This window comes from Moorena sp. SIO4G3 (assembly GCF_010692305.1).
GTDB classification, from domain to species: domain Bacteria; phylum Cyanobacteriota; class Cyanobacteriia; order Cyanobacteriales; family Coleofasciculaceae; genus Moorena; species Moorena producens_A.
In genome coordinates this window covers 11,163-31,272 of the sequence record NZ_JAAHIG010000069.1, presented here as the reverse complement: position 1 = coordinate 31,272, position 20,110 = coordinate 11,163, and the positions used below count along the sequence as shown (strand labels likewise).

Sequence of the window (20,110 nt, the reverse complement as noted above, 5' to 3'; positions counted from 1 at the left end):
AAGTTACTAGTGGAGTAGGGAGTCGGGAGTAGGGAGTCGGGAGTCGGGAGTCGGGAGTCGGGAAAGAGAGGGAGGTGTGGGAGGTGTGGGGAGATGGGGAGATGGGGAGATGGGGAGATGGGGAGTCAGAGGTTGTAGGGAGTAGGGGAGATGGGGAGATAGGGAGATAGGGAGATGGGGAGATGGGGAGTCAGAATTAGTATAAGAACGGCTATAATTATCCAGAATTGCTTGATTCAGTAATACTAAAGTAGTGGGCTTTTTTTGCTTGTAACTGATAGACTTGAACCAAATCATAACGTGGTTAATCTATCAGCTTATGGGTTTATCTAAGGTAACATTAATCGTGACTCAGAGGGAGCGGTTTAGTTTAACAAAGCCTTCCCTGGACAGTATTATTGCTGATTATTCCTGTTATCCTTTTGACTTAATCTATGTAGACGGCAACGCTCCATCCTCTGTGCATGAGTATCTGCAACAGCAGGCAGATAAACACGAATTCATGACTTTGATCCATCGCGGACGCTATTTGAGATCGAATGTTGCTCGTAACATAGCTCTACCGTTTGTTAAGGATGCGGATTACATTGTTTTTATTGACAATGATGTGATTGTAGAGCCTGGTTGGTTAAAAGGTTTGGTTGAGTGTGCTGAACAAGAGCAAGCTGGTATCGTTGCTCCCCTAATTTTACAAGGGCAACCAGGGTCCGCTGATATTGAGGTACATGTTGCTGGGATTAAAACCAAGTTTCACCAAAGAAAGCATGGTAAAAAGTGGTTTGAGCAAAAGCAGTTGCTCTACGCTACTAAATTACGGGATGTTGAGCAGGATTTACATCGTACCCCAGTAGATTCTATTGAGTTTCATTGTATCCTAGCTCGTCATTCTCTGATCAAGTCTATTGAACTGGATGAAGTCTTTGATAGCTTGGCGAGTCATACGGATTTATGTATGCAGGCAACGGATTTAGGGGAGACAATTTTCTTGGAACCAAACTCTAGAATCACTTTCCTCAATCCTCGACAGATCACTCGGTTTGACCAGGATGATGTGCCATTTTATGTATTTAAATGGAATGAACAATCTGTACGAGATGTGTTCTCTCGTCAAGTCAAAAAGTGGAATTTGGCTAAAGATGATCCTTCAATGTGGTCGATTTGGAAGTGGGTGATTGAGAATCGTCAACTCCCAGCCAAGTGGTCAACTCAAGAGGGAAGTTTCGAGAGAAAGTTATTGGAGTTCTGTCAGCGTCGCTGGTGTCCAAGTTGGCTGCGCACACTGTTAGAATCCTATGTGATTAAGCGCGCATTTCCTGAGACTGGGATTGCTGACAATTTAGTGGAAAATGTCAGCAGTAAACCTTCGGTAACTGTGTAGGGAGTAGGGAGTAGGGAGTAGGGAGTAGGGAGTAGGGAGTAGGGAGTAGGGAGTAGAGATCCCCCCTAGCCCCCCTTAAGAAGGGGGGAACCTTAATCAGGGGGGATATTATTACCTTAAAACCCTCTTTACTTTTGCCTATTGCCTTAATTTGTGGCCAATACTATCAGATTTGGTAGAGATTTTATTGATGCAGTCTCTACTTTTTTTTGATTAGTAAATCTGGGTTAAGTGATTCATCCTATGGTGGCCAGTGCTTATCAATCCAATGGCAAGGTTTGAAATCTGTCTGATCCACTGCCCACCCTACATTTACTCCTTTAATTGAGCTGTATAATCATTATGATTCATCCGATGGTGGGCAGTGCCTATCAATCCAATGGCAAGGTTTGGAATCTGTCTGATCCACTGCCCACCCTACATTTACTGACTATGAGATGCACTCTAGCCGATTCCTAACATCTAAAAACTTTAACTGTCGATAAAGCATAGAAATCATGGGCAAATCAACTCCCGCTTTCTTTGCCATCCGCAAAGGATTGCCGACAATTGCTTCAACTTCCAAGGGTCTTTTGCCATCATAATCCAGTTTCATACTGGTTAAATAAGGTTTCATTTTTTCGGTATCGTCGAGCATTTTTTGGATAAAGCGATCGCCTAGTATCCGCCCGCAACTCTTTGCCCCTGCTAGCACTTCCCCCATTATTTGTTCTGCTAAATGCCGCGTATCGGCATTGGCCATGATTTCATCGGTTCTGGCATTTAAAATCACGGAAAGACTATTAGAATGAATATTCCACACTAACTTTTTCCACCTAGCTAACAGCAAATCTTCGTTCAACTCAATAGGAATTCCTGCAGTGTCAAAATCCCTAGCAATTTCCTTCATTTGTTCTGTAATGCCAGCCGCTTGATAGTTAGCAGCATATTGCCCTAGGATAATACTACCATAGTCGATGTGGTGAATCTGGCCTTGCCCTACTTTATTAGAACAGATAATACACAACCCACTGATTAGGGTATTATTTCCTATAATTTTGGCAATTTCTGGTTCGACGTTTATACCGTTTTGTAAGAGCAACACTACGGTATTTTTGTTTATTAAGGGTGGCAATAGCTCTACTAATTCATGATTTTGCGTTGCTTTTAATGCCACTACAATGACATCGCAATTGGGCATTTCTTGAACATCGTTATAGGCATCTACTTCCGGCAGAGTAAAATCACCATCTACTGATTTGATAATTAAACCGTTTTCGGCGACATGGTGGTAGTCGCTCCGGAGTAAAAAGCTGACTTTATGACCGGCTTTTTGCAGTTTGGCACCGTAGAATCCGCCAATAGCACCGGTGCCGATAATTCCATAGGTTCGATTTGACATTTTGAGAAGTATAACGATTATGATTCATCCTATGGTGGGCAGTGCCTAGCAACCCGATGGCAAGGTTTGGGATCTGTGTGATGCACTGCCCACCCTACAGGAAATTCCTACTTTTTAAGGGTTTATGCAATTTTAATAAAAGCGATACAGCGCGCTCATGGGGTAAACTCCCATGAGCGACTGCATCAATACAATGGTTTTTTATATTGTTGAATCCCTTGCTATTTAAGGGGTTAAGCTCATTTAAAGTATTCATTTACTGTAATCTGTCTAGGATAGCCGATAAAAGTTAAGATTAGTTTAATAATGATTAGTTTAATATTTAATCACAGTTGCTCCCCAGGAAAACCCGGCAGCACTACTAGCTAAAACTACTAAATTACCAGGTTTTCTTTTCTGCAATTCTATAGTCTTAGCCAAACCCAATAAAGTATCTGTTGCTCCCAAATGACCGCAGTTTGTCAAGGAAATAAATGTATTTTTTTCAGTTAAGCTTAGAGCTTCAATAATCTTGGCTAATAAGCTTTTTTTGATCTGATTGGTAAATAAGAAATCTATTTGATTTAGAGAGAATCCACTTTTTTGCAATGCAGTGGTGATTACTTTTTTATAATTTTTTAAATAAATTTCTGATAAAGTGTTTTCTAATTGATTGCGATCCTCTATTTTTACATAATTAAGTGCTAAGTCAATATTTTCACTTTTTACAGGCAATTTTGTCCCTCCCAAGGGAACTCGAACCAAATCAGCTAATTTGCCATCAGTTATACCATAATAGGATAGAATTTTGTTGCTAGACTCTCCTTTTTTTAGTAAGGCTGCGGCGGCACCGTCGGCGAAAAAAAGAATAGAATTGCTATTTTTATCCGAGTAATTAACCAGCTGGGATAATTTATCACTACAAACAACTAAAGCATAATTTGAACTATTATCTGCCAGCAACATGTTCCGGCAAATATGAATACCTAAGTTACCGCTGTTACAGAAATTTCTAATTTCAAAACTATGAGCATTGTCAGCACCAATGGCAGCTTGAATTTTTGCTGCCGGAGACCAAAATCGGTAATCGTAATATCCTACCCCACAATAAGCAATTAGATCTATTTGTTCTGGTTTAATTTTGGCTTTTTTTATCGCCGACATTGCTGCTTTAATTCCCATATCGCTGGGATGTTCGTCTTCGGCAGCAATTGTTTTTTTTTCCATGCCTATTTTTTCTTTCAAAACCCACAGGGGTATATCTGCTAGTTTGGCGATCGCCTCGCTAGTCATAACTCCCGAAGGAATATAATAGCCTATAGCTGCAATACCGACTGTTGTCTGATTTTTATTGTTTTCAATCATCTAGCTTTTATTAGAACTAAATACTTAAAGAGCGTTCGCTCTTAGCGGAAGCTCCGCTAAGAGCGTAGCTTGACGTTCCGTCAATCGCATTTTTTGGATACTGCCTTTAACTCAATCATGATATCACCAAAACAAAAAAAAATACTCAGATCTCTTGACCCTATTCCCTACTCCCTAATCCCTACAAAATTGTTACAAATATTTTCAAAATATGCTACAATAAAAGATTATTTGTGCTATTATAAAAGAGTGGTTGGTAAAACTTCCACCTCAAGAGCTAGCCCGGGAAACCGTTCAAATTTACGGGCTAGCCTTGGGTCCCCTATGAAAGGAGATACTTTTATTATGACTTATTCTGAACGCCTTCATCCATGGGTGATTGTTCGGCTATTACCCGAAATGCAGCGAGTAGTTGTTGGTCGGTTCCGGAACCGGTCTGATGCGGAGGGTCATTTGAAGGCTCTTAAACGGCTGATGCCCGATGCTAAATTTGTGATTGTTTTTGATGTCGGTAATCGGATGGATGAGGAATCGTTGGATGAGGAATCCTAGGGTTGTAATTTAGGCATGCTAGCAATAGCAAGAGGGATGCATCTCATATTTGTTGTTTGACCCTGTGGTGCGTTACGGGACGGACTTTTTCAACCCAGGCGTTGAAGGGAAAAATCATGGCTAGTCCGTCCCTAACGCACCCTACGCAAATCCCTGTTCCCAGATCCGCTGTTCCCTACTCCCTACTCCCTACTCCCTACTCCCTACTCCCTACTCCCTACTCTTCCAACGTTATTACAACTTTACCTCTCGCGTGTCCTTGTTCAAGATATCTGATAGCTTCAGGCACTTCACTTAAGCTATATCGTCTATGGATAACAGGTGCTATTTTGCCAGTTTCAAGAAGCTCTTTGATAAACACCAAATCCTTATGGTTTGGTTCCATAAGCAGGGACACGATTTTATTACTTCCGGTCATGGAAATCCATGATCCTAGGAACATAAGTTGGAAAAGTTGTGCCATGGAACCTCCGACAAAGACATAAATTCCGTTAGGAGTTAATATACCTTTGTAATCCAAAATGGAACGATAAGCGGCAGCATCAAGAATCAGGTCATAATGCTGGCCATTTTTGGTGACATCTTCTTGAGTGTAATCAATCACATGGTCTGCACCAATGGAGCGCACCATGTCTAAATTCCTGGTGCTGCACACCCCAGTCACTTCCGCTCCGAAGGATTTGGCAATCTGGACCGCAAAGGTACCGACACCACCAGAGGCACCATTAATTAAAACCTTTTGCCCTGGCTGAATCTGCCCTTGGTCTCGAAGACCTTGCAGGGCGGTGAGTGCTGCTGCTGGTACTGCTGCCACTTCCTCGAAGGTGATATTGGCGGGTTTCAAGACTAATGCACTTTCCCTAGCACATACATACTCGGCAAAACCACCGAAACCACCCTCGGATAGGTTCCCGAATACTTGATCACCTGGCTGAAACTGCTCTACGTTTTTGCCAACCGCTTCAACCCGCCCTGCTATGTCTGCTCCCAGTATCTGGTTTTTTGGTTTTAGAAGCCCAAAGCCCATGATGCGGATCAAGAAGGGTTTTCCTCTGAGTAAATGCCAGTCACCTGCATTGGCGGATGCGCTATGAATTTTTACTAATACTTCATTTTCCTTAGGGATGGGTTTTTCTATCTCTTTGAGCTGAAGAACATCGGGTGATCCGTATTTTGTGTAGAGAATTGCTTTCATAAGTATTTTGGTTAATTGTTTTATTAGTTATAGCGTTTTTTATATTTAGCTATCAGTTATCATATTTCAGTTTATGGGAGTACTGAAGTTAGAAATATATTAAATCGTTCTTAGCGGTAGGGTGCGTTAGCGTAAGCGTAACGCACCGAAAATTAATATCACTAAGCGTTCTCAGTTTTTACTGCGACGATATTTGACCATAAAGACTGACGCCAAGTTACATCAAAACAAGTGAAGCCAGCCTGTTGCAACCAATCAAAAGCTGTTATTAAAGGTATTGGTTTATCGTATAGTCGATCGTGATCCATGAAAAAGTCCCATTGTTCTTGACTTGCCCCTAACTCGAAAGAGCAACTCTTCCACTTGGAAATAAAATTTTCGTTTATATCTCGATCAGCACCACAAAAAATATCAGAATAGGAAAATAATCCACCAGGTTTTAACCAGTTATAAATACATATAAATAATTCTTTTTTGCTTTCATCATCTAAATGATGGATTGCCATTTGTGAAACAATAGAGTCAAAAAATGATGAGTTGTAGGATAATTCATTAAATTTTTTTTTGTAACAATAGATATGATCACTTTTTTTAGCCAGTTTATCCTTACATAAATCGACCATTTGGCTTGACATATCGACAACATGAAGTTGTGCCTTAGGATGACAATCTAAAACAGCTGAAGAAAGATTTCCGGTTCCACAACCAAGATCTAAGACGCGAGGAGAATCGATTTTACAGCTTAGGTTGTTTGCAGTCACTTGAATTAGTTCATCGTACCAGGGTACCCACAGACGTATTAATTCATCGTACTGCATCGCCATTAAATCAAAAGCTTTCTGAGTATATTGAGACATATTAGTCACTCCTTCATCTTAATTTTTTTATATATCATAGATTCTGACAGATAGACAATGAAAAATGAGAGTTTTATGTAATGAATGATACAGCAAAAAAAGATAAAAAAAGAATCGGGAGCATGTCACTTAGGCAGAACATTTGTACTAAACCTATAGCCCCCTCATGTGTTTTAGCTTGCTCTGATAGTATATAGGTCATCTGTTCTGCAACTTTGACCTGCTCCGAAAGAATCTAATGATAAAATAGTCAGTAAATCCTAGGGTGCATTACATTTTATTAACACACCGAAAATTAACATCACAATGGTGCATTACATTTCATTAACGCACCGTTATCAAGTGATTAAGTTTTTTATATTTAGCTATCAGCTATCAGCACAGGCTAGAAGCCTGTTCCACAAACTAGAAGCCTGTGCCACAAAGCTTATCGAATTTTACCCAGATTTTCAATTCTCTACTCCCTACTCTCTACTCCCTACTCCCTACTCCCTACTCCCTACTCCCTACTCCGTAATCTCCCCATTAACACCGGCCATCCTTAGGTAGTAGTTTAAATAGATGGGTTTTGGAGTAAACAACATGGTAAACGTTTTAAGACCAGATGACAATGATTTGGTTAAGGTTGATTACAGCGACTTACTGAATAAGATTTTGAACGTATTACGGTCTGAGCAGACTAAAAATCCCTTTAGGCTCGCAAGCGATCGCAAACAGTTAGTCATGGATATTGATAGTATCGCCACTCAGGTGGCTGCTTTGTCGGTGCATGATCCGTTAGGGGGGTCTGCTAATTATGCTCGTAGTGCTACGGTGAATTTTAGTCCTGGTTTTTTCGACAACTTTCCTCATCAAGTTGATCAAATTAGAACTCGCTTACAAGAATTACTGGAGTCTGTGCTGCTTGAGCTGCCAGACAATCGGTCTATTGATCAGTTTGTTTCTAATTTAGTTACTAGTTTAACAGATTTCCAAGGAAAAACGCCAAAATTAGATTTTACTTATCCTTTTGGTAACTATCCTGGTTTACGAAAGCAACGGTTAAGTGTAAATAAAACTGCTGATCACAGTAGGGATTTGCTAAAATTTCACAAGATCGCGATTACAGTGCTAAATAGTGCTGAGTTTAACAGTCAACTCAGAAATGGATTGATCAATTATATTAATCTTGAGTTTGCTGGGGTTAGTGAAAGCGACCGCGAAGAGCTCTATGATATTGTTGATGATCTAGAAAATAACCCTCAATCGGATTTCTACCGACTGAAACACATTGCGGATACGGAAACTCTTGGCCAACTTAAGAAACAAGCCCAGATTCATTATTTAGAGATTCTTAAAGAGGCAATTAATACTAGTACTAGTCCTGGTAATGCTAAAGCTGCTATCTATCTAGAGGATTTGATTCGCCGACTTAAGCTGATTAATCACTACATCAATGATATCAATAAGGCAGATGGGCATTACTTGGTAAATTATGCTGGGGCATCGGTTAACTACAGAGACGTTTTTTCGAGGGCAGATGCCTTTAATCGGTTGCCAATTATTCCAATCATAGAGGGATTATTGGGAGAAAGTACCGATGAAGAGTGGGGAGAATTACAGTTTATTTTTGGACTTAAACTCAAGTTGGATGGTAAGGTTAATGCTCATGGTAGTAAACGGGTTTTTAAGTATTCGCTTAATCTGATTAATCCCGATAGTCAGGAGCATCAAGAGTTACTGAAAGATGTTTCGAGACGAGAAGCCTTTGCTAAAAAAGTTTTGACTATTGTGTTTTTGTACTACTTTGTGTTTGCTAGTAATGACCCCTCTGATCCCGACTATACTCCTGAGTCTGACCTAGGCTACGATCCTATTACAGCCTTTGATAAAAAAGTTTTACCCACCCTACGAGAATCCGATGAGGGCAAGAAGCAGGATCTGTTTCGAAGAATCCTCCGAGGGTTCGATAAGTATGAGGTTCAGTCTAAAATTGATCAGCTAAAGGACTGTTTGACCAATACTCTCAAATACAAGAGTAGGTTGCCAAGGGGAAAGAATAATATCCATATTTCGGTTAAAAAAGGCATTTTAGAAAACGATATTAGTAATATTCAGACTAGGCAGACTTTGTTTAAGGAGGTTTTGGGAGGCAATCCCAAAAACGTTCTGAAGTATCTATCGATTCGAGAGCCCAATGTTGGCGGAGATTCGGTTTGTAGTCTTGAAGCTAATATCAGAATTAGTGATATTCGCTATTGCGCTGAGGATGAGCAGCAATCCTTCAGTATGGAGTATGATGACATCACTGGGATTAAAGCGCTCCCTATACTCTTGATACCAAGAGACGATAAGGCTACAAAAATATACAACCAGTATTTTAAGCAGCATAAGTTAGTGCTGTTTCCCTATAAAATAGACAAGAATAATCCTTTAGACTCCCAAGGGGCTTTTGTTTATCGGTTTACTTTTGCTTTGCTGGCTTATATCTGTTTGAGACTGCTGTTGCAGGAGCAAAAGCGTTTATTTATTCCGATTTTACGATTGCATCTGAGTAATAAGGAGGATGAGGCTCCCATCGAAAAATTTTTGCTATCGTTGTGTATGGTATTGTCTCATTTACTGAATCAAGAACATCGGTCGAATACTCAAGGAATTGATATCAGGGATTTAAGTTCTTATAAAATTCCTAATGTGATGACCTCTCTCTACTCGGTATTGCCAAAAACCTTTCGTTTCAACAATTCCTTATACTATCCCCAGTTGGACAAGTTAGCGATTATTGTAGTTTCCAGTCGGGAAAGTGATGGCAAATGGAATAGTCGGCACAAGCGATCAAATTTGATGGGAGAAGTGGTGGGAGTAATCCGTCGAAATGATGGTGCAGTCAGGTTACAGTTACTGACCACTTTCTCTGGCAATTATGACCACCAACGATTGTTTCAGGAACCAACGGTTGTGATTGATCAAGTTACCAAGCTTTATGATAAAAACGGATACAAACATTTTATCTATGTGGCTAAGGCTCCCTATACCAGTACCTTACATATGACTCAGTCTCAGGATGATGATGGATTATTCTTTATGTCCAAGGATGTTATCCGTGCTTTAAAAGGGGAGCATAAGGATATCAAAATCTATCCGATGTTTTTTGATAAGTACTATGTGGTGAAGCTAAAAAAAATTGGGGCAAGTTCGTTGTATATTCAGGATACGGAGCAGTTGACGACATTAGTGGAAGACGAAAGTAAGCAATCGGTAGTGTTTTTTAATCTTTTTAATGGCATTGAGGTGCCAGGGGAGCAGCGCAATTATAATGGGGTAATTTCTTATGCGACGTTGTTGAATATCTATAAGGGGATACTGGATGATCAAGATATTCGCAATGGTTTGATGTATGATACTCCTCTGAAACAAGATATAGTCCAGTATTTGAGTCTGTTTCACTTTTGGCGATACCAGAAGGCTAGAGAGATTAGCTTTAAGTTAGACCCTTACGAAAATCTGATTGGGGATTATTCCGTTGGGGCTTTGTCGTTGTTTGATCATATGAGAGGTAAGGGTAAGTTTAATTCTTTGGCGTTTTTAACTGAAGTCAGAAATATATTAAATAGTGGTAGGGTGCGTTAGCGTAAGCGTAACGCACCGTGATCAAGTGATTAAGTGATAAAGTAGGGTGTGTTAGCGTAAGCGTAACGCACCGTGATTAAGTGATCAAGTGATCAAGTAGGGTGTGTTAGCGTAAGCGTAACGCACCGAAAATTAACCTCACAATGGTGCGTTACATTTCATTAACGCACCCTACTCCCTAATAAAATTAACATACAAATGGTGCGTTACATTTCATTAACGCACCCTACTAAACTAATGCCTAATTATAGAAGACCTCGTGTTTCTGGGGGAAGCTACTTTATCACACAAGTCACCTATCAACGACATCCTTGGCTTTGTAGTGATATAGCTAGAAAAGCTCTCAGAGAAGCCATGGAAAAAGTAAGGCAAAAATATCCTTTTTACATTGATGCTTTTGTTTTATTACCAGACCATTTTCATTGTTTATGGACTTTACCCCCTGATGAGCTAGATTTTTCACTGAGATTGCGATTAATTAAAACCTATGTAACCAAACATTATGGACAAGAATTAGGAATTGATCGAGTGGTTTCTACCTCACGACAGAAGCGAAGAGAAAGCAATCTTTGGCAACGCCGTTTTTGGGAGCATTTAATTAGGGATGAACGGGATTTTGCTCTACATTGTGATTATATTCATAATAATCCTGTGCATCATCGATTGTGCAAAAATCCCCAAGATTGGCAGTATTCAAGTATCCATCGCTTTATCGCTCAGGGAATTTATCCAAGCGATTGGGCAAGGGATACCAGGAAAGAAAAACCACAAGGAATTTGGTATGAATAGTCGGTTTGGATGGTAGGGTGTGTTAGCGTAAGCGTAACGCACCGTGATCAAGTGATTAAGTGATCAAATGACCGTGAGCGTAACGCACCGAAAATTAATATACAAATGGTGCGTTACATTTCATTAACGCACCCTACTCCCTTTTAAACCATGACTAAAATAGCAGAAGATTTAGGTCGCATCTTTGAAGTTGGATTTAATATTGGCATTCTAGCTGACATTGAGGAAAAGAAGATTAAGCACAATTTTGGGAACTTATATGATCACGATTTGCAGCAACTGAGGTTTCGGAATATGCTCCAGCGGATTGTGGATAAGCTGATCAGTCCTTTGGAAAGAGAGATGGCTGAAAAATGGAGTACGTTTTTCCTTCAGAAAGGCTTCTTATCTGGTTTAAATTTCTTTCGGGACTATCTCAAGGCTATGGGTTGGAGTGATAAACATAAGCGCCGTCATCTGGAAATTGTGTATTACCAGTGCTGTTTTTGTGATGATAATAGTATCGGTACCTATTGTAAAGGAGATGACCAATGGTATATAGACGTATTGTCTCAATTTGATCAGGAGTTAGGTACTAAAACCGTAGGTTCTAGGAATAATGTGGCTCAGGTTAATAATTTTACTGTTAACAATGTGAACAGTTACATTAGGGAGTATTCTAAGAAAGGGGAGTTTCTGAAGGCGGATACTCTGATGCTGCTAGGATATCGCGGTAAATACTTTCGGGTGCTTTGTGTAGATTTGTCGGTGTTTTCGATTAAGACAGATGCGGATATTCAAAACTTAAATTATGTAGAGATTCTCCGGCATGGATTAATTCGCGATATTAACTATTTAAAATCTAAAAGTGTTTTTTCTAATCTCCGCTTAGATACGAAAAACTTGGATTTTAAGTTCGCTAAAGAGCTGAAGAGTTACTTTACAGCCTTTAAGGTCAGAGATAAGGAAAGTACAAAGTTAATTCAGGCGGGTAGTTATGCTCATAGCTTTAATCAATTCCTGAGAGAGATTGGTATTTTCTCGGAACAAACATCGGTAGTATGTAATGTGGTGGGTTATAGCGATCGCGGAATTAGTGCTATGTCTGTAAACCAGACGAATCGAGAGGTTTTGGAAACCTGTCACGAGATTTATAAACATGATTCTAGTCCTAAAGAGATTAAGGATGCCCGTCAGCAAGTGTTAAAGCAAATCCAACGGAATGCTTGTCGCAGTTTTCAGGATGGTAGGGAGTTTGTGGCTAAGTTGTTAGCAATCCAACCAGATACTATAACCACAGTAAATCATCAAGAGCACATCAAGGGGTTTGTTAATTCTATTGCTCAGGTGCCACCAGATCTGAGCCAGCAACTGGAATTAAGTGTCGGGTTAAGTACACCAATGAATTTGCGGGATGCTCATGGGGAATTGATTACAAAGGCGCTGGTTTCTGACCAGACCTATCTGTTTTTAACAGGCAATCCGGGCATTGGTAAGACGACTGCGATCGCAAACTTTCTAAAGGCTCATGTTGACGAGGGATTTTTGTTTTTTTATGTCAGTCCTAGGAAACAAGTCAATCTTGACATTATCGAGAAGTTTAAAGACTCAGCTACCGGAGAGTTGTGCGATAATCGGCTAATCGCTATCAACACTAATGCTAATTTAATTGCCGACAACTCTGGACGCTACACTGTCCAATACCTCTGGAATGAGTGTCAAGGAAATTTTAAAAGCAAAGATGTTGATTTTTTCGATAGTAGAACGATTCAACCATGGGGAAGGCGCTCGAATAAGCTGAAGCGATTAACGGATGAGGAAATTCAAGACCGTGGCAAGAAGACTAAAGGAGTTTTAAGCAGTATTTGTGAAGCCATCTATTGCCTTGTAGATGAGGAGACGTCTAATAGTATTGTTGCTACTGTGTCTATCCAGTCTTTGAAAGCAACTCAGAGGGGTAAAACCTTAGATCATTTTGAGAAAATTTTCAGAAACGCTTACAACAAAGGGGAAGGTTTAGTTATTCCTGCTAAGATGCGGGCTATCTCTAGCAGAATCAAGCATTTATTTATCATGATCGATGAGATAACTGGGGATGATGCCGGAGTTGAGTTTTTAAATGGTATTCACGCTATACTATCTAACTATAAATTGATCAATAATGGCCATGGCTTTAACACTAAGATAATTGTAGCAGATGCCTCCATTGTTGATCCAGGTGTGATTGACCAACATTTATCTGACATTTCATCGGAACCGGATAAGATCTACTTCCGGAGTGTGGGAAATTCGGAAAATTCTGGTTTGGGGTTACCCCTTTCACGGCAACGGTTTAAATTTAAAGGTTTAGACGCAACGGTTATCAATGCTAATTCTTACCCAGCGACTAATTTAGATATCACTTACAAGGTTTTGGTAGAGTCTTGTCGATTTAGTCAAGAAGCTAATTTAAAGCAACAGGATATTTTAGGAAAATCTCTTCAAGCCAGGATTTTCAAAGATATCCAGGCATTAATGAATCGGTCTGATGTTGAGCAAATCCTGGTCTATATCCAGGATAAACGCAGATTATCCCAACTAATTGACAGCCTTAGAAAGGAGCTAGGGGAGTTTACCAAGTATCAGGATTATCTGGAAATCCATGCTAATATATCTGAATTGGAAAAGAAGCAAATCCAGCAGTATAAGAATCAGGTAAAGGTAGTGTTTATGACCGCTTCCGGGAGTCGAGGTTTATCCTTTCCCAAGGCTAAGCATATCCTGGTAGAAATCCCTCGGTTCCAGATTGAGCATAATCTGATGGAAGTGATTCAGGTAATTTACAGAGGTCGTGGTCAGTATGAAGACGATGGAGTAGTTAAGACTCTAGACAATCAAGATAAAGAACTTATTTTCTATTTAGCTGAGCGTTCTGTTTATTATGATGCTGAGGATGACCAGCAACAGCAGTTGTTTATCAAGGAAAGTGTGCTGAGTCTGTTGAATATTCTCTTACTGTTGAAAGGGTCGATCATGACTCGCATCCAGGGCTATGGACAGATTGGTCGGGACAATTTCTTGATAATTCCCATCGGAGGTAAGTCGATTTCAGCCGTAGGGAATAGGTTTAGTGCTCAGATTGCTAATCTGATCCGTGAGCTGAAGAATGAATATAAGCGGAAACCACGACATACTCCTTTAGAGCAAGTGTCTACTAGACTACAGCAGTTACTGGATCAAGCGGAGTTTTTAGTTAAGGATACCACAAAATATAATTATCTTTCTTTGGTAGAGTCTTTTAATAAGCAATTTAATCCCTTGGTTAACCATGGGTTGGATCAATTACTAAAATTAGGCGCTATTGAAACAGGTTACATTAGTGGTGCCTTGCTGGTAGTACCGATTGCTAATGGATTACAGGAAACCTATCAGATAAACTTGGGAAAACTAGTGAGATATGTTACCGATGATCTGTTGGAAACTATGGGTAAAATGAGTACCAGTAAATCTTATCCAGAAAACCTGCGTTCTGGGCTCAAGGATGGCATAGAGTTACTGGAAACCCTTGGTAATTCAGCGCATAAAACCCAATGGTTTGAGCAAAAATCTCAAGGATTTGACCAATATTATGCTTTGCCGTTATTTACCTTTATTGCTGGGGAGGCTTTGAAGAAATATTTTGCCTCTAAACCGGAAGAACCCGAAGATGCTGGATTTCGGAAGATTCTAAGTAGTTATATTGGCCAATTTTACCCTGTTGATACTGTTTTCCCCATTGGTCAGGAGTATCAAGATTTCCCGTTTATTGTATTTAATAGCTATTCCCTAGAGCAACTCAGGACAAAGATGTTTACGGATAAGTATTTGTTGACATCTAATGATTTGAATGTTTTGAATTTGATTTTGTCTCGGTGATAGGGAGTAGGGAATCGGGAGTAGGGAGTAGGGAGTAGGGAGTAGGGAGTAGGGAGTAGGGAGTAGGGGAAAGAGTTTCCGGCGGGGGCGTGGGAAGTGTGGGAAGTGTGGGGAGAAAGAATAGGGAATATTATATAGCGGTTTTCAGAGTAATGATATATATAATATAATATAGGATTTTGAGCGACTCCCGACTCCCTTTAAAATATGTACAAGCTCACAATTAATAAGATTGGTGATTCCCTAGGCATAACCTTACCTAAAGAGATCCTACAACAGCTGAATGTTGGTGAAGGCGATACTGTATTTATCACAGAAACCGCTGATGGTGTTGAAATCACCACGAAAGACCCTGAGTTTGAAACGGTAATGGCAGCTTATCAGAAAGTCAGCAAAAAATATGAAAATGCGTTGAGGGAGCTGGCTAAGTGAGGGAACCGCTGTGGATATCGGAAGCTATAGCCAGAGCTATTCATAGTGATCAAATTGCACAACATGGGGGAAGTCCAGGTATTCGGGACGAAAATCTGCTATCGGCTAGTTTAGCCAGACCTAGACATCTATTTGTATATGGTCAACCAACCTTATTTGATTTAGCAGCAGCCTATGGATATGGTTTGGCAAAAAACCATCCCTTTATAGATGGCAATAAAAGGGTCGCTTTCGCAGTGATGGCAACTTTCCTTGAAGTAAATGGATATTCTCTAGATGTCCCAGAAATGGATGTTGTGGTAATGATGGAAAGGTTAGCAACAGACCAAGAAAGCCAAAATGCGATTGACGGAACGTCACGCTACGCGAACGCTAAGTGGTTAGAAGCAAATGTCGGGACTTCATTTGATGATCCATACTAATCAAATACCTATGCTAAACTGGATTTAATGTAACCTAAAATGACGCTCCCAAAGTTTTTGACGTTGGGAGTCTTTTACTGTCTGTTAACCATAACTATTACTTTCTGTTAACCATAACTGTGGTATATATAGGCTTTACATTTGAAATGTAAACGGAGAAGGTCTTTTTTTAGTTTACCACAAAACTCTGGAGCTCTTGCCCCTCTTGCCTTTTGCCTCTTGTCTCTTGCCTTTATCGACCATCGATTAATTTACAACTCGTTTGGAAACCCTCTATACTTGATTACTATCAAAAGCTCGATAATCTGGCCAATGCCTCCCGAGCAAACTCCCGCAGTTGAGGATCGGAGTCATGGTCTGCTCTATCCTGCAATAAGGATCGGGTTTGGGAATGGTTAGGATAATATTTGAGGATGGCTTTAAGGGCTGCTTGTCGAGGATTTTCATACCAGGGTGTGTTAAGCTCAAACGGGTCATGGAGAATGCGATGCTCTGAAAGAGCCGCTACGCGATCGCATAAAAATTCAAATAACCAAGGCTGATCGTGCCAACCTTGAGCTAACTGTTCAATTGCTATACCTCGCACCAACGAATTAGTATCAGAGCGAGCCAATTGTTGAAGTAGGGCTAAGGTATCTGAGTGCTTTTGGTAACCTTGAGCTAACTGTTCAATTGCTGTAACTCGCACATCGGAATCAGGATCAGAGCGAGCCGATTGTTGAAGTAGGGCTAAAGTATCTGGGTGGTCTTGGTAACCTTGAGCTAACTGGTAAATTGCTGTAGCTCGCACCAACGAATCAGGATCAGAGCGAGCCGATTGTTGAAGTAGGGCTAAGGTATCTCCGTGGTCTTTGTAACCTTGAGCTAACTGTTCAATTGCTTTACCTCGCACCAACGAATCAGTATCCGAGCGAGCCCATACTTGAAGTAGGGCTAAGGTATCTCGGTGGTCTTTGTAACCTTGAGCTAACTGTTCAATTGCTGTACGTCGCACATCCGAATCTTTATCAGACCGAGCCCATTGTTGAAGTAGGGCTAAGGTATCTCGATGGTCTTGCCAATAGGTTGCTACTGCCAGAACAGCTTTAGTGCGAATATCACTATCACTTAATCTTTTGCTATTTTGAGCATAATTAATTAAGTCTTTGACGCGATTCAATAATTCACTATCCGTTGATTTAATCTCATAGCGATTCCTAACCTCAGACAAACAATCCGCTGCCAGAAATAAATTCTTAAACTCATCCCTTGTTCCATCTTGTGCCATCAAATACTCAATAATCTCTCCAGCTTTCTTGGAATCAATCATGCCCACAATCAACCTGAGCACTTCATGCCAAGATTTATCCTGCCAGTGCTGACCAAATACCTGGGTTTGTAACTGTTCTAGGTCAATCTCCTGGGTTTTTTCAAATTTCCTGACAAATTCCCAAGCACAGAAATATTCCAAAAATGTCCGATGCACAAAGGCGTAATAATCTGCTCCCATGAAACACAAGATAAAATTGCGGGTGCGCAACTGATTAATCATTACCTTAGCAACGGCTCTGGGATTAGTAACCTCTCGGAGTTTCAGCTCCTTGAAGATAATCCGTTCTAAATCCTTTCCACTAATCAAATTTCCGGCTAATCCGGCTTGATTGCTCTGCATGAAATCTGCTACTTTTGCTAGCATCTGTTGCTTATCTTGATAATCAATGGTCTTGGGGTCAAGACGATTATCTTCAAGTAATGCTCGTTCTACATCCCATTGATGGAGCAGTAATCGAGAGGATTGGTTATAGAGTTCAGAGCGGTCACGAGGCAATTCTTGATTGCGATTCAGGATTGCCATCATGGTTAGTAATAGGGGATTTTGCGCCAGTTGTCGAATCGGGGATGATGTGTCTATTGCTTTTTGTAAGCGCTCCCGTTTCCTAACTTTATCGGCTTGATCCGTAAAGGTTAATTCATGCCAGTGCTCGATAAAGGTTTGAATTTGTTTTGAGTCCAAGTCTTGGAGCATAACATGACGAAATTGAGCATTTCGTAGCCGTCGGGGTTTATAACCAATTACCCGAGATGTCACAATTACTCTTACTTTAGGATAGCGATTGGTAAAGCGATGAATATCCGTAATTACATCGTCTCGTTTCCCTGGCTCAAACACTTCATCCAAGCCATGGCCGTTGGCCACGCTACGCGAACAAACATCACTAACGCCTTACCAGCTTTTAACTGGTCATGAATTTGATGTTGATTGAGATGACATATCGCTCCACTGCTTTGATGACAGAATTCCAAGAAATCCTTACACTGTCCACTATCGCGATTTCGGATATAGGTGCGTAATTCAATTAGTAAGGGAATTGGTAGAGAAACAGCAGTATTGAGATCTGTTCTTGCCCACTCCAATGCTAAATACTGCAGCAAGGTAGATTTACCAGAGCCTGGGTCTCCTAAAACTACCAAATACCGATAGCCTTGAGAGTCCTTGATCACATCCAATACGGATTTTATCTGTAGATAATAAGCTAATTTAGCTAGTTCCAACTCCTTTTGGTGAATGTCCTGTTCTAGTTTACGAATGTACTGTTCTTGTTGACCAATGTCCTGTTCTTGTTGACCAATGTCCTGTTCTTGTTGACCACTTTCTAGCAGTTTTTGATAATAATCTTTAGGCAGTTCATGAATCGCCTCTGGCATCAGGTCATGAAACTCTCGCACATTTTGGGGGATAAATATCCTCCAGAGTTTTAGTTGATTATAGGCAGAGCCATCGGTATCTAAACTATCTAATTTGACATTACCATAGCTTTCTAGGATTGCTTCTTGATATTCGCTTAAGTTAAAATCTGGGATAATGCCTGCTGTAGCTTCAGTATTTTTGGCGATCGCTTCAATATTTTCGAAATTGCGGATAGGCCGTAACTTATCCGATTGCTTGATGATAGTTTCTACTTGCTTGATATAATTTTTACCAATATACTTCCAACGAAATTCTTCCGGTAATGCTAATAACTTCAGCTCAACCCAAGTCTTGGCTAATGTATCGGTATCTATTTGTTTACAGCCATAGTTAAAGGCACTTCCCAGGATAGCTTTAATGGATTGGTTTTTAATATACTCCTTGAGGGGTTTAGTATACTGTTTTATTTCTTGCTTAGATAGATCAGCAATTTTTAATTCCTTTTCCACTAAAGCTACAAAGGCTTTTAAAGCTTTAACCAAGAGTTTTTTCTGGGTATCTTGATCCGATAGTCCGGTATACTCTTTAATAGATTCTTTAAAAAAATCTTTAGTGTAGTCTTCTAGAGCCTCTTTGGCCAAAGGACCGATCACTTCTTTGGCGAGATAGCCACCGGCACTAGAAAGTCCCCACAGTGCTAACCAATCCAGCATGATATTGGTAGTTGTTTTTTGGTTTATCTATTATTATAGATCCGTAGGGAGTAGGGAGTAGGGAGCGGTGCGACCCGTGGCGAATTTAATTCGCCTACGGAAAGCGCACCGTAGGGAATCGGGAGTCGGGAATGGGGAATGGGGAATCGGGAGTGACCGATAGCTGTAGAACGGGTATCTTGGTGGAATGGGCATCTTGCCCGTTACAATTTTCCGGCAGGTAGGATGCCCACCCGACTCCTATTAATTCCTTAATTCAGCAACGCCCCCTTTACACTATGTACAAGCTCAAAATTAATAAGATTGGTAATTCCTTAGGGATAACCCTACCTGACGAGATCCTACAACAGCTGAATGTTGGTGAAGGCGATACTGTATTTATCACAGAAACCGCTGATGGTGTTGAAATCACCACTAAGGACCCTGAGTTTGAAACGGTAATGGCAGCTTATCAGAAAGTCAGCAAGAGGTATGAAAATGCTTTGAGGGAGCTGGCTAAGTGAGGGAACCGCTGTGGATATCGGAAGCTATAGCCATAGCTATTCATGGTGATCAAATTGCACAACATGGGGGAAGTCCAGGGATTCGGGACGAAAATCTGCTATCGGCTAGTTTAGCCAGACCTAGACATCTATTTGTATATGGTCAACCAACCTTATTTGATTTAGCAGCAGCCTATGGATATGGTTTGGCAAAAAACCATCCCTTTATAGATGGCAATAAAAGGGTCGCTTTCGCAGTGATGGCAACTTTCCTTGAAGTAAATGGATATTCTCTAGATGTCCCAGAAATGGATGTTGTGGTAATGATGGAAAGGTTAGCAACAGACCAAGAAAGCCAAAATGCGATTGACGGAACGTCACGCTACGCGAACGCTAAGTGGTTAGAAGCAAATGT

At 40.5% G+C, this 20,110-nt stretch carries 18 protein-coding genes; 10 read left to right on the top strand and 8 right to left on the bottom strand.

From position 1 onward, the window contains the following. Positions 1-6: 6 nt before the first annotated feature. Positions 7-297 (bottom strand): hypothetical protein, encoded by a 291-nt coding sequence (locus tag F6J99_RS15010; protein WP_293113622.1) that lies wholly within the window; start codon positions 295-297, stop codon positions 7-9. A 49-nt stretch (positions 298-346) separates the two neighbouring features. Between F6J99_RS15010 and F6J99_RS15005 the strand changes: the two genes are divergently transcribed. Beyond that, positions 347-1,378: a glycosyltransferase gene (locus F6J99_RS15005; protein WP_293113621.1), complete on the top strand. Its 1,032-nt coding sequence runs from the start codon at positions 347-349 to the stop codon at positions 1,376-1,378. A gap of 430 nt (positions 1,379-1,808) precedes the next feature. Here the strand turns inward: F6J99_RS15005 and F6J99_RS15000 are convergent, their stop codons facing one another. After that, positions 1,809-2,759: a putative 2-dehydropantoate 2-reductase gene (locus F6J99_RS15000; protein WP_293113620.1), complete on the bottom strand. Its 951-nt coding sequence runs from the start codon at positions 2,757-2,759 to the stop codon at positions 1,809-1,811. A gap of 315 nt (positions 2,760-3,074) precedes the next feature. After that, a complete protein-coding gene (locus tag F6J99_RS14995; protein ID WP_293113619.1) occupies positions 3,075-4,103 on the bottom strand; it encodes a 3-oxoacyl-ACP synthase in 1,029 nt (342 codons plus the stop codon). 345 nt (positions 4,104-4,448) lie between these two features. Here F6J99_RS14995 and F6J99_RS14990 point away from each other — a divergent pair, with 345 nt between their 5' ends. Next, the gene (locus F6J99_RS14990) at positions 4,449-4,655 is read left to right on the top strand and encodes a hypothetical protein (protein WP_293113618.1); all 207 of its coding nucleotides are present in this window, start codon (positions 4,449-4,451) and stop codon (positions 4,653-4,655) included. Between the two features lie 217 nt (positions 4,656-4,872). Here F6J99_RS14990 and F6J99_RS14985 read toward each other — a convergent pair whose 3' ends face one another. Beyond that, positions 4,873-5,850 carry an NAD(P)-dependent alcohol dehydrogenase gene (locus F6J99_RS14985; protein WP_293113617.1) on the bottom strand — a complete coding sequence of 326 codons (978 nt, stop codon included), beginning with the start codon at positions 5,848-5,850 and terminating at the stop codon, positions 4,873-4,875. A gap of 161 nt (positions 5,851-6,011) precedes the next feature. Further along, complete coding sequence (locus F6J99_RS14980; protein ID WP_293113616.1) at positions 6,012-6,707, bottom strand: class I SAM-dependent methyltransferase; 696 nt, start codon at positions 6,705-6,707, stop codon at positions 6,012-6,014. Positions 6,708-7,013: 306 nt separating this feature from the next. Between F6J99_RS14980 and F6J99_RS14975 the strand changes: the two genes are divergently transcribed. The 6 genes from F6J99_RS14975 (at position 7,014) to F6J99_RS14950 (ending at position 15,832) form a co-directional block, all read left to right on the top strand. Next, positions 7,014-7,256 carry a hypothetical protein gene (locus F6J99_RS14975; protein ID WP_293113615.1) on the top strand — a complete coding sequence of 81 codons (243 nt, stop codon included), beginning with the start codon at positions 7,014-7,016 and terminating at the stop codon, positions 7,254-7,256. A gap of 33 nt (positions 7,257-7,289) precedes the next feature. Further along, positions 7,290-10,316, top strand: a complete 3,027-nt coding sequence (locus F6J99_RS14970) for a hypothetical protein (RefSeq protein ID WP_293113614.1) — start codon at positions 7,290-7,292, stop codon at positions 10,314-10,316. 237 nt (positions 10,317-10,553) lie between these two features. Then, positions 10,554-11,105: a transposase gene (locus tag F6J99_RS14965; protein ID WP_293113613.1), complete on the top strand. Its 552-nt coding sequence runs from the start codon at positions 10,554-10,556 to the stop codon at positions 11,103-11,105. A gap of 150 nt (positions 11,106-11,255) precedes the next feature. After that, a complete protein-coding gene (locus F6J99_RS14960; RefSeq protein WP_293113612.1) occupies positions 11,256-14,978 on the top strand; it encodes a helicase-related protein in 3,723 nt (1,240 codons plus the stop codon). A 207-nt stretch (positions 14,979-15,185) separates the two neighbouring features. Then, positions 15,186-15,410, top strand: coding sequence for an AbrB/MazE/SpoVT family DNA-binding domain-containing protein (locus tag F6J99_RS14955; RefSeq protein WP_293113611.1), 225 nt, complete (start codon positions 15,186-15,188; stop codon positions 15,408-15,410). Beyond that, on the top strand, positions 15,407-15,832 hold the full coding sequence (locus tag F6J99_RS14950; protein ID WP_293113610.1) for a type II toxin-antitoxin system death-on-curing family toxin: 426 nt from the start codon (positions 15,407-15,409) through the stop codon (positions 15,830-15,832). Before F6J99_RS14955 ends, F6J99_RS14950 begins: the two co-directional genes overlap by 4 nt. Before the next feature lie 289 nt (positions 15,833-16,121). On the opposite strand, the gene F6J99_RS14945 is transcribed toward F6J99_RS14950, so the two are convergent. The 3 genes from F6J99_RS14945 to F6J99_RS14935 are packed head-to-tail and all read right to left on the bottom strand — an operon-like array spanning position 16,122 to position 19,408. Continuing rightward, positions 16,122-18,008, bottom strand: a complete 1,887-nt coding sequence (locus F6J99_RS14945; protein WP_293113609.1) for a HEAT repeat domain-containing protein — start codon at positions 18,006-18,008, stop codon at positions 16,122-16,124. Further along, complete coding sequence (locus F6J99_RS14940; RefSeq protein ID WP_293113608.1) at positions 17,951-19,213, bottom strand: NACHT domain-containing protein; 1,263 nt, start codon at positions 19,211-19,213, stop codon at positions 17,951-17,953. The genes F6J99_RS14945 and F6J99_RS14940 overlap by 58 nt, the downstream gene beginning before the upstream one ends. A gap of 33 nt (positions 19,214-19,246) precedes the next feature. Beyond that, complete coding sequence (locus F6J99_RS14935) at positions 19,247-19,408, bottom strand: hypothetical protein (RefSeq protein WP_293113607.1); 162 nt, start codon at positions 19,406-19,408, stop codon at positions 19,247-19,249. A gap of 83 nt (positions 19,409-19,491) precedes the next feature. Here F6J99_RS14935 and F6J99_RS14930 point away from each other — a divergent pair, with 83 nt between their 5' ends. Both F6J99_RS14930 and F6J99_RS14925 read left to right on the top strand, forming a co-directional pair. Then, positions 19,492-19,716 (top strand): AbrB/MazE/SpoVT family DNA-binding domain-containing protein, encoded by a 225-nt coding sequence (locus tag F6J99_RS14930; RefSeq protein WP_293113606.1) that lies wholly within the window; start codon positions 19,492-19,494, stop codon positions 19,714-19,716. Beyond that, positions 19,713-20,110 (top strand): type II toxin-antitoxin system death-on-curing family toxin (locus tag F6J99_RS14925; protein ID WP_293113605.1); only part of this gene is annotated, 398 nt, incomplete at its 3' end. The genes F6J99_RS14930 and F6J99_RS14925, both read left to right, overlap by 4 nt.

What these genes read in the sequence shown, in the direction of transcription:
- F6J99_RS15010 (WP_293113622.1), bottom strand. Translation starts at nt 297, where the DNA reads ATGATTTGGTTCAAGTCTATCAGTTACAAGCAAAAAAAGCCCACTACT.
- F6J99_RS15000 (WP_293113620.1), bottom strand. Translation starts at nt 2,759, where the DNA reads ATGTCAAATCGAACCTATGGAATTATCGGCACCGGTGCTATTGGCGGA.
- F6J99_RS14995 (WP_293113619.1), bottom strand. Translation starts at nt 4,103, where the DNA reads ATGATTGAAAACAATAAAAATCAGACAACAGTCGGTATTGCAGCTATA.
- F6J99_RS14990 (WP_293113618.1), top strand. Translation starts at nt 4,449, where the DNA reads ATGACTTATTCTGAACGCCTTCATCCATGGGTGATTGTTCGGCTATTA.
- F6J99_RS14985 (WP_293113617.1), bottom strand. Translation starts at nt 5,850, where the DNA reads ATGAAAGCAATTCTCTACACAAAATACGGATCACCCGATGTTCTTCAG.
- F6J99_RS14980 (WP_293113616.1), bottom strand. Translation starts at nt 6,707, where the DNA reads ATGTCTCAATATACTCAGAAAGCTTTTGATTTAATGGCGATGCAGTAC.
- F6J99_RS14975 (WP_293113615.1), top strand. Translation starts at nt 7,014, where the DNA reads ATGGTGCATTACATTTCATTAACGCACCGTTATCAAGTGATTAAGTTT.
- F6J99_RS14970 (WP_293113614.1), top strand. Translation starts at nt 7,290, where the DNA reads ATGGTAAACGTTTTAAGACCAGATGACAATGATTTGGTTAAGGTTGAT.
- F6J99_RS14965 (WP_293113613.1), top strand. Translation starts at nt 10,554, where the DNA reads ATGCCTAATTATAGAAGACCTCGTGTTTCTGGGGGAAGCTACTTTATC.
- F6J99_RS14960 (WP_293113612.1), top strand. Translation starts at nt 11,256, where the DNA reads ATGACTAAAATAGCAGAAGATTTAGGTCGCATCTTTGAAGTTGGATTT.
- F6J99_RS14955 (WP_293113611.1), top strand. Translation starts at nt 15,186, where the DNA reads ATGTACAAGCTCACAATTAATAAGATTGGTGATTCCCTAGGCATAACC.
- F6J99_RS14940 (WP_293113608.1), bottom strand. Translation starts at nt 19,213, where the DNA reads ATGCTGGATTGGTTAGCACTGTGGGGACTTTCTAGTGCCGGTGGCTAT.
- F6J99_RS14935 (WP_293113607.1), bottom strand. Translation starts at nt 19,408, where the DNA reads ATGCCCATTCCACCAAGATACCCGTTCTACAGCTATCGGTCACTCCCG.
- F6J99_RS14930 (WP_293113606.1), top strand. Translation starts at nt 19,492, where the DNA reads ATGTACAAGCTCAAAATTAATAAGATTGGTAATTCCTTAGGGATAACC.